This window comes from Lentzea sp. NPDC036955, assembly GCF_055608005.1.
This window is the reverse complement of record NZ_JBVJRC010000007.1, coordinates 92,634-107,024: the sequence shown is the minus strand read 5'-3', so window position 1 is coordinate 107,024 and position 14,391 is coordinate 92,634. Positions and strand designations below refer to the sequence as shown.

The 14,391-nt window shown below is 69.5% G+C and carries 16 protein-coding genes and 1 tRNA gene; 9 read left to right on the top strand and 8 right to left on the bottom strand.

The features are described 5' to 3' along the window. Positions 1-5 precede the first annotated feature (5 nt). Positions 6-2,054 carry a S9 family peptidase gene (locus tag ACZ7CF_RS24220; protein ID WP_470370655.1) on the top strand — a complete coding sequence of 683 codons (2,049 nt, stop codon included), beginning with the start codon at positions 6-8 and terminating at the stop codon, positions 2,052-2,054. Between the two features lie 70 nt (positions 2,055-2,124). Here the strand turns inward: ACZ7CF_RS24220 and ACZ7CF_RS24215 are convergent, their stop codons facing one another. From ACZ7CF_RS24215 to ACZ7CF_RS24200, 4 genes are all read right to left on the bottom strand, one after another. Further along, entirely contained in the window at positions 2,125-2,940 is an 816-nt protein-coding gene (locus ACZ7CF_RS24215) for a spermine/spermidine synthase domain-containing protein (RefSeq protein WP_360391446.1), read from the bottom strand. Between the two features lie 29 nt (positions 2,941-2,969). Beyond that, positions 2,970-3,365 (bottom strand): adenosylmethionine decarboxylase, encoded by a 396-nt coding sequence (gene speD, locus ACZ7CF_RS24210; protein ID WP_030466682.1) that lies wholly within the window; start codon positions 3,363-3,365, stop codon positions 2,970-2,972. 34 nt (positions 3,366-3,399) lie between these two features. Continuing rightward, complete coding sequence (locus ACZ7CF_RS24205; protein ID WP_458430788.1) at positions 3,400-4,566, bottom strand: type III PLP-dependent enzyme; 1,167 nt, start codon at positions 4,564-4,566, stop codon at positions 3,400-3,402. A gap of 107 nt (positions 4,567-4,673) precedes the next feature. Continuing rightward, positions 4,674-5,858 carry a metallophosphoesterase gene (locus ACZ7CF_RS24200; RefSeq protein ID WP_360390185.1) on the bottom strand — a complete coding sequence of 395 codons (1,185 nt, stop codon included), beginning with the start codon at positions 5,856-5,858 and terminating at the stop codon, positions 4,674-4,676. A gap of 89 nt (positions 5,859-5,947) precedes the next feature. Here ACZ7CF_RS24200 and ACZ7CF_RS24195 point away from each other — a divergent pair, with 89 nt between their 5' ends. The 3 genes from ACZ7CF_RS24195 to pabB all read left to right on the top strand — a co-directional run bounded on the left by ACZ7CF_RS24195 (position 5,948) and on the right by pabB (position 9,363). Further along, on the top strand, positions 5,948-6,445 hold the full coding sequence (locus tag ACZ7CF_RS24195) for a SigE family RNA polymerase sigma factor (RefSeq protein ID WP_360390182.1): 498 nt from the start codon (positions 5,948-5,950) through the stop codon (positions 6,443-6,445). Then, positions 6,442-7,287 (top strand): hypothetical protein, encoded by an 846-nt coding sequence (locus ACZ7CF_RS24190; RefSeq protein WP_470370654.1) that lies wholly within the window; start codon positions 6,442-6,444, stop codon positions 7,285-7,287. The genes ACZ7CF_RS24195 and ACZ7CF_RS24190 overlap by 4 nt, the downstream gene beginning before the upstream one ends. 90 nt (positions 7,288-7,377) lie before the next feature. Continuing rightward, entirely contained in the window at positions 7,378-9,363 is a 1,986-nt protein-coding gene (pabB, locus tag ACZ7CF_RS24185; protein ID WP_470370653.1) for an aminodeoxychorismate synthase component I, read from the top strand. Between the two features lie 123 nt (positions 9,364-9,486). Here the strand turns inward: pabB and ACZ7CF_RS24180 are convergent, their stop codons facing one another. Continuing rightward, positions 9,487-9,828 (bottom strand): histone-like nucleoid-structuring protein Lsr2, encoded by a 342-nt coding sequence (locus ACZ7CF_RS24180; protein ID WP_030466676.1) that lies wholly within the window; start codon positions 9,826-9,828, stop codon positions 9,487-9,489. A 323-nt stretch (positions 9,829-10,151) separates the two neighbouring features. Here ACZ7CF_RS24180 and ACZ7CF_RS24175 point away from each other — a divergent pair, with 323 nt between their 5' ends. From ACZ7CF_RS24175 to ACZ7CF_RS24155, 5 genes are all read left to right on the top strand, one after another. Beyond that, a complete protein-coding gene (locus ACZ7CF_RS24175) occupies positions 10,152-10,433 on the top strand; it encodes a metal-sensitive transcriptional regulator (protein WP_360390172.1) in 282 nt (93 codons plus the stop codon). Positions 10,434-10,485: 52 nt separating this feature from the next. Beyond that, positions 10,486-10,559, top strand: a tRNA-Leu gene (locus ACZ7CF_RS24170). A gap of 150 nt (positions 10,560-10,709) precedes the next feature. Continuing rightward, complete coding sequence (locus tag ACZ7CF_RS24165; protein WP_470370652.1) at positions 10,710-11,456, top strand: hypothetical protein; 747 nt, start codon at positions 10,710-10,712, stop codon at positions 11,454-11,456. Positions 11,457-11,578: 122 nt separating this feature from the next. Continuing rightward, entirely contained in the window at positions 11,579-12,190 is a 612-nt protein-coding gene (locus ACZ7CF_RS24160; RefSeq protein WP_470370651.1) for a ClpP family protease, read from the top strand. Next, positions 12,187-12,774, top strand: a complete 588-nt coding sequence (locus ACZ7CF_RS24155) for a ClpP family protease (protein ID WP_360390164.1) — start codon at positions 12,187-12,189, stop codon at positions 12,772-12,774. Before ACZ7CF_RS24160 ends, ACZ7CF_RS24155 begins: the two co-directional genes overlap by 4 nt. Here ACZ7CF_RS24155 and ACZ7CF_RS24150 read toward each other — a convergent pair. From ACZ7CF_RS24150 to ACZ7CF_RS24140, 3 genes are all read right to left on the bottom strand, one after another. Then, positions 12,771-13,133 carry a helix-turn-helix domain-containing protein gene (locus tag ACZ7CF_RS24150; RefSeq protein ID WP_360390161.1) on the bottom strand — a complete coding sequence of 121 codons (363 nt, stop codon included), beginning with the start codon at positions 13,131-13,133 and terminating at the stop codon, positions 12,771-12,773. The genes ACZ7CF_RS24155 and ACZ7CF_RS24150 overlap by 4 nt on opposite strands. A gap of 65 nt (positions 13,134-13,198) precedes the next feature. Beyond that, the gene (locus ACZ7CF_RS24145) at positions 13,199-13,570 is read right to left on the bottom strand and encodes a MerR family transcriptional regulator (protein WP_470370650.1); all 372 of its coding nucleotides are present in this window, start codon (positions 13,568-13,570) and stop codon (positions 13,199-13,201) included. Between the two features lie 9 nt (positions 13,571-13,579). Continuing rightward, positions 13,580-14,011 carry a hypothetical protein gene (locus tag ACZ7CF_RS24140; RefSeq protein WP_360390156.1) on the bottom strand — a complete coding sequence of 144 codons (432 nt, stop codon included), beginning with the start codon at positions 14,009-14,011 and terminating at the stop codon, positions 13,580-13,582. Between the last annotated feature and the right edge of the window lie 380 nt (positions 14,012-14,391).

The window sequence follows — 14,391 nt, the reverse complement described above, 5'->3', positions numbered from 1 at the left end:
AGCGGGTGGGCAACGACATCTCCTTCCCGCGCCAACAGGCGCGCTCTCAGCGGTTCACCGTCGGCGCACCGCGCACCTTCGCGGTGTCGCCGGACGGTTCGCGCGTGTTCTTCCTGCGCCCGGCCACGGCCACGAGCCGTGCGAACGGGCTGTGGGAGCTGAACACGACCACCGGCGTCGAACGGCTGGTGGCCGATCCCGGCCGCCTGCTGACCGATCCGGAGGACCTGCCCGCGGAGGAGAAGGCCCGCCGCGAACGCACGCGCGAGTCCGGCGCGGGCATCGTCGGCTACGCCCTGTCCGGTGACGCGAACGTCGCCTCGTTCGCCCTGTCCGGCCGCCTGTTCGTGGCCGACCTGGTGAGCGGGGACGTGCGCGAGCTGCCGACCGGTGGCGGCGTCATCGACCCGCGCGTCGACCCGACGGGGCAGCGCGTGGCGTACGTGACGCGCGGGACCCTGCGCGTGGTCGAGCTGGACTCGGGCGACGACCGCGCGGTCGCCGTGCCCGACGGCGAGGACGTCACGTTCGGCCTGGCCGAGTTCATCGCCGCCGAGGAGATGTCGCGCTACCGCGGCTACTGGTGGGAGCCGGACGGCACCCGCCTCATCGCCGCGCGCGTGAACAACTCCCCGGTGCGCCGCTGGTACATCGCCGACCCGGCGAACCCCGCGACGCCGGCCACCGAGATCGCCTACCCGGCGGCGGGCACGGACAACGCCGCGGTGTCGCTGCACGTGGTGTCGCTGGACGGCACCTTCGTGCCGGTGCTGCTGGAGTTCGACTACCTCAACGACGTGCACTGGTCAGCCGGTGGTGCGCCGCTGATCACCACGCAGACCCGCGACCAGCGCACCCGCCGCGTCCACTCGCTCGCCCCGGAGACCGGTGCGGTGTCCGAGCTCGCCGTCGAGACCGACCCGGTGTGGCTGGAGGTCAGCGACGGCGCCCCGGCGTGGACGCCCGACGGCCGCCTGGTCCGGATCGTGCACTCCGGCGACGAGTACGCGTTGCAGGTCGGCGACGACGTCGTGACCGAAGGCCTGCAGGTGCGCCGGGTCCTGGACATCACCGACGACTCCGTGCTGATCGCGGCCTCCGCCGACGACCCCACCCAGGTGCACGTCCACTCCGTCGGCGCGACGGTCGAGCGGCTGTCCACAGGGGATGGTGTGCACACCGCGGTCCGGGGCGGTGACACGGTTGTGCTCGCATCGTCCTCTTTGGACTGGTACGGCTCGAAGGTCACCGTCGGCGGTCGCGAGATCGAGTCGTGGGCCGAGACGCCGGTCATCAGGGCGTCCCCGCGCATGCTGACCCTCGGCGAACGCGACCTGCGCGCGGCCCTGCTGCTGCCTGCCGATCACGTGCCGGGCACCAAGCTCCCGGTGCTGCTCGACCCGTACGGCGGCCCGCACGCCCAGCGCGTCCTGACGGCCCAGAACGCCTTCCTCGCCTCGCAGTGGCTCGCCGACCAGGGCTTCGCGGTGCTCGTCGCCGACGGCCGCGGCACCCCCGGCCGCGGTCTGGCCTGGGAACGCGCCATCGCGTTCGACTTCGCCGGCGCCACCCTGGAGGACCAGGTCGACGCCCTGCACGCCGCGGCGGCACTCGAACCCGACCTCGACCTCGACCGGGTCGCCATCCGCGGCTGGTCCTACGGCGGTTACCTGTCGGCACTGGCCGTCCTGCGCCGCCCGGACGTGTTCCACGCGGGCATCGCCGGCGCCCCGGTCACCGACTGGCGCCTCTACGACACCCACTACACGGAGCGCTACCTCGGCCACCCCGACGAGCGGCCAGAGGTCTACGACTCCAACTCGCTCATCGCCGACGCGGACAAGCTCTCCCGCCCGCTGATGATCGTCCACGGCCTCGCCGACGACAACGTCGTGGCCGCCCACACCCTGCGCCTGTCCAGCGCCCTGCTGGCGGCGGGCCGGCCGCACACCGTGCTGCCGCTGTCGGGTGTCACGCACATGACGCCGCAGGAGCAGGTCGCGGAGAACCTGCTGCTGCTCCAGGTGGACTTCCTGAAGCAGGCGCTCGGCTAGGCGCGCACGAACGGAGGAGGGGCGCCTCCCGGTGACCGGGAAGCGCCCCTCTCTCGTGCCGGAAACCGGCTCAGGCCAGCGACTGCCGCACCCGGTACGGCGGAATGCTGTTGCCCAGCAACGCCAGGTCGTCGATCGACTCCGGCCGGTACCCGGCCGTGGCCAACCGCTCGACCATCAGCGCCGTCGGGTCCTCGACGACGTCCGCGCGCCCGAACAGGTACGCCCACTCGTGCTCGTCAGAGCCGTAGTACGCGACCGTCTCGAACACCTCGTTGAACCGCTGCCAGGAGCGGATCAGCGTGGTGTTGCGCCACATCGTCTGGCAACCGGACTGGTTGACGACGACGCCGCCCGGACGCAGCAGGGCCTTGCACATGCGCAGGAAGTCCGCGCCGTACAGGCGGTTGTGCTGCGCCTCCTCCTCACGCTCGTCGGGCAGGTCCACCAGCACGATGTCGTACTTCTCCGACGTCGTGCGGATGTACTCGAACCCGTCGATGTACTGCACGCGGATCGGGCCCTCGCCCTTCTCCGCCAGCGCCAGCTCCTCGGTCGTGTAGCCGTACGGGAGGTGCTCCGCGCACAGCTTCACGGCCTGCTCGTCGATGTCGATGTGGTCGACGACGGTGGCGCCGTGCTGCACCGCCATCTGGCACACCACGCCCTCGGACGAGCCGATGACCAGCACCCGCTCGACCTGGTCGGCCAGCAGCAGCGCCGGCACCATCAGGGCCTCGTGGTAGGTCAGCTGGCTGAGCTCCGTGGACTGGCGGTCGTCGTCGCAGAACAACGACAGGCCCTGGGCGGTGCGGGCGATCACCAGGTGCTGGAAGTCGGTCTTGGTGTCGACCAGCACCTCGTCCACGCGCCAGTGGCGGGTCATGCCCTCGGCGAGCGGCTCGTTGATCGTGTTCACGCGGCGTGCTCCTTGATGCCACGAGTGACGAGGTCCGTGCTCACGTGAGCAGCGCCCAGAGCGTCAGCGAGTAGCTGGACGGCGAGCGCGGGTTTCGCACGAGTACCGCAGGTGAACACGTCGACGAACACCGACCCCACCTCGGGGTAGGTGTGGATGGACGCGTGGGACTCCGACAGCAGGGCCAGCACGGTGACTCCTTGGGGATCGAACTTCTTGGAGATCACCTCCAGCACGGTTGCGTCGGCCTGCGTGAGAACCTCACCGAGGGCGTGGCGCAAGAACTGCTCGTCGTCGAGCAGATCGGCACTCACACCCGAAAGCTCTGCAAGTACGTGCTGTCCCGCGAACAAACCGACGGTCTCCTCGGTCTGACAGGGCGCTTCGGACATCAATCACTCCAAACTATGTGAAGTACAGGCGGACTCAGACGCAGTACGTGGCCAGCGGCGGGAAGCCGTTGAAGCACACGGACGAATAGGAGGAGGTGTAGGCGCCGGCGTGGAGGATGTCCACGTGATCGCCCGCCCTCAGGTCGAGCGGCAGGTCGTAGCGGGTGTGCTGGTAGATCACGTCGTCCGCGTCGCAGGTCGGACCGGCCAGCACGACCGGTCCGGTCGGCCCGCCGTCGCGCGAGGTGCGCAACCGGTACGCGATCGCCTCGCCCTCGGTCTCGGCGAGCCCCTGGTAGCGGCCGATGTCGATGTACACCCAGCGGCGTTCGTCCGCATAGGACTTGCGCGACACCAGCACGACCGACGAGCGGATCATCCCGGCCTCCGCGGAGATCGCGCGCCCCGGTTCGATCATCACCCGCGGGCGTGCGGCACCGAAGTGCCGGGCCAGCGACTCCTCGATGGCGGCGGCGAAGGCCTCAAGGCCCGGCGTGTCCTCCTGGTACACGGCCGGAAGCCCGCCGCCCAGGTTGACCGTGGTGGTCTCGATGCCCTCCGCGCGCAGCTTCGCCGCGATCAGGGCGGCGTCGGCGATGCCGGAGTCCCAGCCCGCCACGGACAGCTGCTGCGAGCCCGCGTGGAAGGCGACGCCCAGAGGAACGAGCCCCAACCGGTGCGACAACCGCAAGAGATCCGTCGCCATCTCCGGATCGCAACCGAACTTGTTGCCGAACGGGTAGGTGGAACCCTTGCTGTGGACGAGGATCCGCACCAGGACGGACGAACCGGGCGCGTGCTCGGCGAGGAACCGCACGTCCTGCTCGCTGTCCGACACGAACAGCCGCACCCCGCGGGAGAAGGCGTACGCGATGTCGGCGGCCTTCTTGATGGGGTTGCTGTAGGAGATCGACGACGGTGCGGCGCCGCGCGCCAGGCACAGGTCGATCTCCGCGGGGGAGGCGACGTCGAACTGGGCGCCCTGGGCGACCAGCGTCGCGACGACGTCGGCCTCGGGGTTCGACTTGACCGCGTAGAAGATGTCGATGGACGGCATCGCGGCGTGGATCGCCTGGTAACGCGCGCGGATCGTCTCGAGGTCGATCACCAGACACGGTGTCGACGGGTGCTCCTGGTCCAGGAAACGCCGAATACGAGCCTCTGCCTCGTAACGCCGGTCGACGGCGAAGCTCTCGGTCATTTCCCCAGGGTTCCCCCTTCATCCGCCTCGCGTCCGTACGCGGGCACGGCCGTCCACTCTACGGCCTGCACACCGCAAGTGCGCAATCCCGTGGGGCCGAGTGTGATTTAGCCAGCAGACCGGAGCTCGACCAGCGTGATGTCCGGGGGAGCGCCCACGCGCACCGGCGGCCCCCAGAAACCCGCACCACGACTGACGTACAGCCACGTGTCGTCCACCTTCGACAGCCCCGCGACAGCGGGTTGCTGCACCGGCACCACGAAGTTGAACGGCACCATCTGTCCGCCATGTGTATGACCGGACAACTGCAGGTCGACTCCGCGTGAAGACGCGTCGCCCACCTGCACCGGCTGGTGCGCCAGCAGCACGGCGGGGTTGGCGCGGTCGCGGCCGGTGAAGGCGCGGTCGAGGTCGGGGCCGTCGCCGTAGGACTTCCCGGTGACGTCGTTCACGCCGACGAGCTCGATCCCACCGGCGACGGTCAGGCCCTCGTTGCGCAACGGGTGCACGCCCAGCCGGTCGAGCTCGGAGATCCACTGCTCGTGACCGGAGAAGTACTCGTGGTTGCCGGTCACGAAGAAGCTGCCGTGCCGGGACACCAGGTCCCGCAGCGGTGCCGCGGCCTCGCCCAGCTCGGCCACGGTGCCGTCGACCAGGTCGCCGACGATCGCGACGAGGTCGGCCTCCTGCTCGTTGATCATCCGCACGATCCGCTCGGTGTGCGAGCGGCCGAGCAGCGGGCCGAGGTGGATGTCGCTCACCACCGCGATCCGGAAACCGGACAGCGAGGGCTTCAGCTTGTCCAGCGTCACCGGCACGTTCAGCAGCTGAGGGTCGCCGAGCGCCTGCGTCATGCCGTACCCGACGACACCGCCCGCGGCGATGCCGGAGCCGATCGCGACCGACCGCGCGATGAACAGGCGGCGACCGGGGTCGGGCACGACCTCGACCGGCTCGGCCGCCTCCGCGCCGGTGCCGACGGGCACGGGTGCGGCGCTGGCCCTGCGCAGCAGGATGCGCCGCGGGACCTCGGCGATGCCCAGCGCGATGGCCAGGTAGAACAGCACGGCCAGCCACACGAAGCCCGGCCAGGCGAAGAACTTCCCGTACTCCGGCGGCACCCGGCGCGTCACGACCAGCGCGCTCATCAGCACCAGGAACGCGCCGGCGATGGCGGCGGTGCCGACGCGGCGCCCGAGCGAGCGCGGCCGGGTGGTGTCCACGACCAGCCTGCGCCACAGGTAGAAGTGGCCCAGTGCGGTGGGGACGCCGAGGAGCAAAAGGAAAATCACGACATCAGTATGCGTTTCGCGAACTCCGTGCAACCCGCCAGGTTGGCGGTGGCGTGAGTAACCCGGTACCGCAGACAGGGGGAGACCTGATGAGTGACCGGGACGCCGCGTTCCAGGAGTACTTCGCGGCCCGTTCCGACGCCATGCGCGGCACGGCGTATCTGCTGTGCGGCGACTGGCATCGCGCGGAAGACCTCGTGCAACAAGCCTTCACGAAGCTCTACCTGGCGTGGCGGCGAATAGACCGGCACGAGGCGCTGGACGCCTACACCAGGCAGGTACTGGTGCGGACGTTCCTGTCCGAGCGGCGGCGCGGGTGGTTCCGGTTCGAGTCGGTGAGCGAGGACCTCGCCGACTCGGCCGCTGCACCGGGTCGCTACCCGGAGGAGCGGATGGTGCTGCTGGAGGCGCTGGCGAAGGTGCCTCCGAAGCAGCGCGCGTGCCTCGTGCTGCGGTACTGGGAGGACATGTCCGTCGACCAGACGGCCGCTGTCCTCGGGGTTTCGGGAGGAACGGTCAAGAGCCAGGCCGCGCGGGGGCTGCAGACGCTGCGCGGTCTGCTCTCACAGCAGGAGAGGGTTCGATGAACGAACAGGACCTCAGGACGGCTTTCCAGGACGTGGTGGTGACCAGCAGCCCCCCGCCGGCCATGGATCCGAACCGCGCGCTCGACGTCGCGCGCAAGGCCCGGTCCAAACGGCGGTCGTCGCAGGTCGGCGCGGTGGTGGCGGTGCTCGTGGTGGGCATCGGCCTCGGGTCGGCGTTCGCGCTCGACCCCGGCGGCACGCAGGACTACCTCATCGGTGCGGGGCCGAGCAGCAGCAGCTCCCAGCCGGGCGCCTCGTCGAAGATGGCGTGGCCGTCCGGGCAGAACGACCGCACCGCGCAGCAGGGCCCGCAGGCGGCGCGCGGCGTGCAACTGCTGGAGGCGGTCAAGCAGTCCGCCCAGGCGCACGGCTTCGAGACGCCGTCGCTGAAGTACCAGGACACGAAGTACCAGAACGGCGACCTGCTCCACACCCAGGCGCAGATCTCGTCGAACGAGGGCGAGCCCGAGGTCTGGGAGTACACGTCGTACGTGCCGGTCCGCAAGAACGGCAAGGTCGGCAAGCTGATCGTCGAGGTGTCCACGCCCAGCCAGGGCAGCGCCTCCGAGCCGTGTGCCCTGGCCAGGCAGTTCTGGGGAATGAGCCGGGCGATGTGCAAGGTGCGCGACGTCGACGGGAAGAAGGTCGGTGACGCGGCCAGCACGGACCAGGGCCGCGTGATGGGCTGGATGTCGTACAAGCACCCGAACGGCTGGGTCGTGAACGTCGCCCAGAGCGCGGGCTACGACGGAGGCGGCTACCCGGCGCTCGACGTCGAGCCGTTCTCCGGCGAAGAGCTCGCCGCCATGGCGGTCGACCCGAAGTTCGTCCTCGGGAGCTGACCCGGTCGCACACGGAGGGCGGTCACGTTCTGTGGCCGCCCTCTCTCCTGCGTCCGATCGGGTGTTTTGGCAGGTAGAGTGCCGCCCGCGATGCGGACTCTGCTCATCGACAACTACGACTCTTTCACGTTCAACCTCTTCCAGCACCTGGCCGAGGTGAACGGCGCCGAACCCGTGGTCGTCGCCAACGACGACCCGCGCTTCCGGCTGTCCGCGCTGCGGTCGTTCGACAACGTGGTGATCTCGCCGGGGCCCGGCCGGCCGGGCAACCCCGCCGACTTCGGCCTCTGCCGCGCGGTGGTCGAGCACGCCGAGATCCCGTTGCTGGGCGTGTGCCTGGGCCATCAGGGGCTGTGCCTGTCCTACGGCGCCACGGTCGGTCCCGCGCCGGTGCCACGCCACGGCATCGTCTCACCGGTGACGCACACGGGCGTCGACGTGTTCGCCGGTCTGCCGTCACCTCTTGAAGTGGTCCGCTACCACTCGCTGGCGGTCACCGAGCTGCCTCCCTCCCTGGAAGCCGTCGCGTGGAGCGACGACGGCGTGCTGATGGGTGTGCGCGCCCTCGACCGCCCGGCGTGGGGCGTGCAGTTCCACCCCGAGTCGATCTGCACCCGGTCCGGCCGGGAGCTGCTGGCGAACTTCGCCACCCTCACCCCCACCCGGACCGCCGCCGTCCCCGAACCCGCGGTGGTTCGTACAACGGCTCAGAAGCGCCCTGTGCACGTTCGCCGCCTGGACCTGGCCGTGGACGCGGAGCAGGCGTTCGCGGCCCTCCACGGGACCGCTGAGACCGCGTTCTGGCTGGACAGCGGCTCCGGCGGGCGGTTCTCGTTCCTGGGCGACGCCTCAGGGCCCCTCGCGCGCGTGGCCCGGTACTCGGTACCGGACCAGGAGCTGGTCGTCGACGGCGAACGCCTGCACTGCCCGTCGTTCTTCTCGTGGCTGGACGAGGACGTGGCCGCCTGGGCCGTCGAACAACCCGACGTGCCGTTCGACTTCGCGCTCGGCTGGGTCGGCTACCTCGGGTACGAGCTGAAAGCCGAGTGCGGCGGCGACTCCGCCCACCGGTCCGACCACCCCGACGCGTCGTTCGTCTTCGCCGACCGCGCCGTCGTGATCGACCACCACGAAGACACCACTTATTTGCTGTCGTTGACCGACGACGACTGGTTCGACCAGGTATTGGTCGTATTGAACGCACTCACCCCGTTGCCGGCCCCCGAACCGCCCGCCGCGGCCACCGTGCAACTGCGGCACCCGCGCACGCACTACCTGAAGCTGATCAACGCGTGCCAGGAAGCCATCACCGCCGGCGAGACCTACGAGGTCTGCCTGACGAACATGATGTCCTGGCAGGCCGACGTGGACCCCTGGGCCGCTTATCGGCTGCTCCGCGCCGCAAATCCCGTACCGTTCGGCGCGTTGCTGCGTTTCGGTGAACTGTCCGTGCTCAGCGGGTCACCCGAACGATTTATCCGCGTCGACCGGGATGGCGTCGTCGAGTCATCGCCGATCAAGGGCACCCGCCCCCGCGGCGAAGACGCCGCCGAAGACGAGATGTTGCGCACAAGCCTGGCCCGATCGGTCAAGGACCGCGCCGAGAACCTGATGATCGTGGACCTCGTCCGCAACGATCTCGGCACCTGCGCGGAAGTCGGTTCCGTCGAGGTGACCCGGTTGTTCGACGTCGAGACCTACACCACCGTCCACCAATTGGTGAGCACCGTGCGGGCACGACTTCGACCGGACAGTTCCGCCGTCCGATGTGTTCGAGCCGCGTTTCCCGGCGGGTCCATGACCGGAGCACCGAAGATCCGGACCACGCAGATCCTCGACGGGCTCGAAGCTGGTCCACGTGGCGTGTACTCGGGAGCCCTCGGATACTTCTCGCTCAACGGCGCCGCGGACTTCAGCATCGTCATCCGAACGCTGGTCCGCAACGGTGCCCAGGTCAGTTTCGGCGTCGGCGGAGCAGTCATCTCGCTGTCCGAGCCGGACGCGGAATTCGAGGAGACGGCGGTCAAGGCGACAGCCGTGTTGCGGCTGTTCGGAGCGGACTTTCCCGGTCGCTGATCCCACGCGTTCCGGGGATGGTGTGAACGAACCGGGACGTGTTACACCTTTGTGCTTCTGTTCTTGGTAACACGTCGGCCGGCCACCCGGCCGACGTGTGGAAACCCCGCGAGTCCGCGCAGGTCAGGACGCGTGCGCTTCCTGGAACTGCACGACCAGGTTCTGCGGAATGCGGCCGCGGTCCGAGATCTGGTGCCCCTGCGCACGGGCCCAGTCCCGAATGCGCTGCGCCTCAGCCTTGTCACTGGCCTTCACCGTGGACTTGCCGGTGCCCTTGCGCTGCTTGCGGCCACCCGCACGACGAGCCTTGGCGACGAAGTCCGCCAGCGACTCGCGAAGCCGCTCCGCATTTCCCTTCGACAGGTCGATGGCGTACTCGACACCGTCAAGTGCGAAGGTCACGGTCTCGTCGGCTTCTCCGCCGTCGAGGTCGTCGATGAGTTGGACGACGGTCTGCTGTGCCACTGTTCCTCCGTTGGGTACTCACATAGCACGCGGATCCTCGACCAAACCACGTGCACCGACAACACCATAGTCCACACGAGGAAAAACGGCGAACCTTTCGCCGCTGAAATGTGACCCAACCGCCCGGTCGGGGCATTTTGCGGAGGAAACCGCAGGGGTGTTATGGGTCCAAAATGTGCAGCTAGTCGTCTCATCACGCCGCTGTTGCTGGGCTTGCCGGACGCTTCACCATTCCCGCTGACGGAGCAGCGTTGCACATAACGCACCACCCGTCCTCCGGGTATCCTGCACATACCCGCCAGGGGTAGGGAAGGTCAGGAGCGATGCACGGGTACACCGCGGACAAGGACGCATACCTCAAGCGACTGCGCCGCATCGAGGGACAGATCCGCGGCCTCCAGCGCATGGTCGAGAACGACGAATACTGCATCGACGTCCTCACCCAGATCGCCGCCGCCACGAAGGCCCTCCAGGCCGTCTCCCTCGGCCTCCTCGACGAGCACCTCAAGCATTGTGTCGCCCAGGCCGTCGCCGAAGGCGGCCCCGTCGCCGAGGAGAAGCTCGCCGAAGCCACCGCGGCCATCAGCCGTTTGGTGAAGTCCTAGGGGTACCCGCAACAAACCACACCGCCAGATCCGCTACAGTTCACCCCGCTACGCCCCCGTAGCCCAATCGGCAGAGGCAGCGGACTCAAAATCCGTCCAGTGTGCGTTCGAGTCGCACCGGGGGCACGACCTTCGGGCGGGGTATGTCTGCGGAACGCGCGGACATACCCCGCCCGTGGTGTTTTCTGGGCTCCCAGGTCCCCGGCCGGGCGTTGTTTTGCGCCTTGGTGCGTGGGAGGGTCGGAACGCGATGACCTTGCTTGCGGGGGTGGTGTGGTGGGGTTGCGGGTCGAGGTGGACCACTCGCTCGGCGGACGGTGGACGTCGTTGCGCAGCGGGGAACGCGAGTGGCTGTGGGCCAGAGAGGACCCGGCACGCGCGGCGGTGTCGCCCGGAGACCCGTGGGTGGACGCGGGCGGGCTGGAGGAATGCGTTCCGACGTTGCGCGGGCTGCCCGACCACGGTGACGTGTGGAGCCGGCCCTGGCACGAGGTCGACGGCTGGTGGGCGGTGGAGACACCGGAGTTCTCGTTCCGGCGGCGCTTCGGCGGTGAAGGCGACGTGGTGGTCGTCGACTACGAGCTGACGGCCGAACCCGGCTATCGGTTCGTGTGGGCGGCACACGCGTTGCTGGAGCTCAGCCAGGAAGCCCGTCTGGAGGCGCCGGAAGGTGTCCCGGTGCTGATCGCCGACCCCGCGCCGGTGATGAGCGAGTGGCCGGCGGGACTGGCCGCGCTCGGACCGGACGACGGCACGGCCACCGGTGCGGTGCTGCGCCACGACCGCATCCGGGTGGTCGACGGCGAGCACGCGCTCGACTTGCGGGTGGAGTGCGCGGGACAGCCGGTGTCGATCGCGCTGTGGCGGAACCTCAAGGGCTGGCCGGAACCGGAGCCCTACCGCAGCATCGGGGTGGAACCCATGGTCGGCGCGAGCTTCGAACGCACCGACCCCGACAACCCGGTCGCCGTCGTGCCCGCCGAAGGGATCGTGCGGTGGCGGCTCACCGTGGAATCGGCGTGACCGTGCGGCCCCCGAAGGTGTCCTCAAAGGACTGAAGCTCCGGGTGCGTGCCTGCCGTGAGCTGATCTGCCCACAGCAGCAACGGAAGCGGCCGCGGCGGTGGCACCGGCATCGTCGGGTGCATGACGAACGACAAGATGTTCAGCCCCGGTCTGAGGGACCGGTTCTTCGCGCAGCGGGTGCTGATCCTCGACGGCGCGCTCGACGACGACAACGGCACGGTGCTCGCGACCCAGATGCTGTCGCTGGCGAGCGAGGACCCGCGGCAGGACATCGCGCTGTGGATCCACTCGCCCGGCGGGTCGGTGCCGTCGATGCTGGCGATCCGCGACGTGATGCGGCTGGTCCCGTGCGACGTGGCGACCCTCGCGCTGGGTCTCGCGTGCAGCGCGGGCCAGTTCCTGCTCTCCGCCGGCACCAAGGGCAAGCGGTTCGCGTTGCCGCACGCCCGCATCCTCATGCACCAGGGGTCCGCGGGCATCGGCGGCTCCGCGGTCGAGGTCGAGGTGCAGGCCGACGACCTGCGCCACACCAGGGACACCGTGCTCGGGCTGATCGCCGAGGACACCGGCCAGCCGTTCGACCGGATCTTCACCGACTCGCTGCACGACCGCTGGTTCACCACCGGCCAGGCCCGCGAGTACGGGTTCATCGACCACGTCGTCAGCGACCTGGGCCAGGTCGTCCCCGTCCGCACCCACCAGTTGGGCCTGCACTCCGGAGCCGTCGCATGAGCACCTACACCATCCCCAACGTCATCACCCGCGACGCCCGCGGCGAGCGGATCATGGACGTCTACTCGCACCTGCTGTCGTCGCGGATCGTCTACCTGGGCACCGGGATCGACTCGGGCGTGGCCAACGCGCTGATCGCGCAGCTGCTGCACCTGGAGTCGGACAACCCCGACCTGGAGATCAACCTCTACATCAACTGCGAGGGCGGCGACCCGTCGGCGATGCTCGCGCTCTACGACACCATGCGCTACATCAAGGCACCGGTGGCGACGACGTGCGTGGGCCAGGCCGTCGCGGCGGGCGCGGTCCTGCTGGCCGCGGGCGCGGAGGGCCGCCGGTCACTGCTGCCGCACGCCAGGGTCGTGCTGCACCAGCCGGCGGCACAGGGCAGGGGCACGATCCCGGACCTCATCCTCGCCGCCGACGAGGTCGTCCGGGTGCGCTCCCAGTTGGAGAACGTGCTGTCGCGGCACACCGGGCGCGACGTCGCCCAGCTGCGTCACGACACCGACCGCGACCGGGTGTTCGACGCGGAGGGTGCCGTGGCGTACGGACTGGCCGACCAGGTGCTGGAGCAGCGCTAAGCCGCCATGAGCACCGGTCCGCTGGGACGGCCGAGGGACCGCGTGGTCATCACCGGGCCGCCGGGGCGGTGCACCGGACGCGCGGTCTGGAAGTGCCGGACCTGGCCCGCGATGCCGACGAGCAGGTCGGCCAGGTCCACGCCCAGCGCACCGGTGACCGCGGCGATCATCTCGCTCGACGGCTCCTTGCGCCCGCGTTCGATCTCGGACAGGTACTGCGTCGAGATGCCCGCCCGTTCGGCCACGTCGACCAGGCGGGCACCCTGGAGCTCCCTGATCTCGCGCAGCTTCCGGCCGAGCGCCTCGCGCCACAGCGGCTGCGGCTCGCGCTTGCCCTTGAAGTCGAAGATGTCCGCCATGCCGCCATCGTGACAGCAGCCGCACCGGCCGGAAGGTGCGTTCTGCTGTCGGCAGAAAGACGCCGTCAGCTCAACGCGGCGACCACCGGGCACGTCTCGCGCGGCCCGTTCGCGGCCACGTCGAGCAACGCCAGCCGCACCCGTTCGAGGTCGCGCACCCGTTCCTCGATCTCGCTCACCTTCTCCTCGATCACCCCGCCCAGCCCGGCCACGTCGGCCGGACCGGCGGACAGCGCGAGGATCTGGTCGATCTCGGTGAGCGTGAACCCGAGCAGCTGCGCGCGGCGGATGAACTTCAGCCGCTTCACCACCTCCGGCTCGTACTCGCGGTACCCGCCGCTGGTGCGCGCCGACGGGACGACGAGCCCGCGCCGTTCGTAGAACCGCACCGTGCTGATGCCCACGCCCGCCGACCGGGCCAGTTCGGAGATGCGCACCACCGGACGCTACCCCGCCCTGCGCCCGGCCAGCAGCGCCCGCAGCTGCGCCGCACCCCACGCCACCTCCAGCACCAGGAACACCGCCAGCACCGGCGTCTCGCCCTGCCAGAGCGCCCGGGTGAACCACCCGCTGAACAGCACCCTGCCCACCGTGTCCGCGGCGATCAACACCGGTTCCGGCCGCACCCACCGGACCACCGACCACAGCACCACGACCGTGCCGAACAGCGTGGCGAACAACAACGTCATCGCGTTCGGCGGGGGAGGCGGCGCACCCGGCAGCCCGAGCGCCGCGTGCAGGTCCCCGATCAGACCCAGCGCGAACGCGGCGGTCCACGGCGTGAGGAAGGCGGCGCTCGCCACCAGGTCGTACAGCGCGCCCGCCCGGCCCCACCTGGTCACCGCGGCGCGTTCCGAAGTCTCGACGGTCTCGATCACACCGCCACCCTTGACCCTGCACCACGGTGCAGGGTCAAGCCCGCTCACGGGGCGCGCCGCGACTGTGACGTGAAGGCGTGGGCGCGGCCAACTGCTCCACCACACCGCAGACGTGAGATCGCGTGGTGCATGCCCCTGGATGTCGGCCTTGGTTGCCGGGCGCGCCGTCCTCCGATGCGTGGGGAGCACAGGGAAGAACGAGGTCGCCGCTGCCAGCGTGCCTGATGCGGACCAGGAACGAAGTAGTCCCGACACCGGTTGTAGATCTTCCACTAAGCTTTTGAGCTGGGACTATGTACTAAATTTTGATCCTTGTGGTCATGTCAAAATTCAGCTGATAGTGTTATCTGACCCACTCGGCTTGAGCGGGCTCCAACACA

Coding starts and splice junctions, on each gene's coding strand:
- ACZ7CF_RS24215 (WP_360391446.1), bottom strand. CDS start 2,940: ATGACCCGCCACTGGCGCGTGGACGAGGTGCTGGTCGACACCAAGACC.
- speD (WP_030466682.1), bottom strand. CDS start 3,365: ATGTCCGAAGCGCCCTGTCAGACCGAGGAGACCGTCGGTTTGTTCGCG.
- ACZ7CF_RS24205 (WP_458430788.1), bottom strand. CDS start 4,566: ATGACCGAGAGCTTCGCCGTCGACCGGCGTTACGAGGCAGAGGCTCGT.
- ACZ7CF_RS24195 (WP_360390182.1), top strand. CDS start 5,948: ATGAGTGACCGGGACGCCGCGTTCCAGGAGTACTTCGCGGCCCGTTCC.
- ACZ7CF_RS24190 (WP_470370654.1), top strand. CDS start 6,442: ATGAACGAACAGGACCTCAGGACGGCTTTCCAGGACGTGGTGGTGACC.
- pabB (WP_470370653.1), top strand. CDS start 7,378: ATGCGGACTCTGCTCATCGACAACTACGACTCTTTCACGTTCAACCTC.
- ACZ7CF_RS24175 (WP_360390172.1), top strand. CDS start 10,152: ATGCACGGGTACACCGCGGACAAGGACGCATACCTCAAGCGACTGCGC.
- ACZ7CF_RS24160 (WP_470370651.1), top strand. CDS start 11,579: ATGACGAACGACAAGATGTTCAGCCCCGGTCTGAGGGACCGGTTCTTC.
- ACZ7CF_RS24155 (WP_360390164.1), top strand. CDS start 12,187: ATGAGCACCTACACCATCCCCAACGTCATCACCCGCGACGCCCGCGGC.
- ACZ7CF_RS24150 (WP_360390161.1), bottom strand. CDS start 13,133: ATGGCGGACATCTTCGACTTCAAGGGCAAGCGCGAGCCGCAGCCGCTG.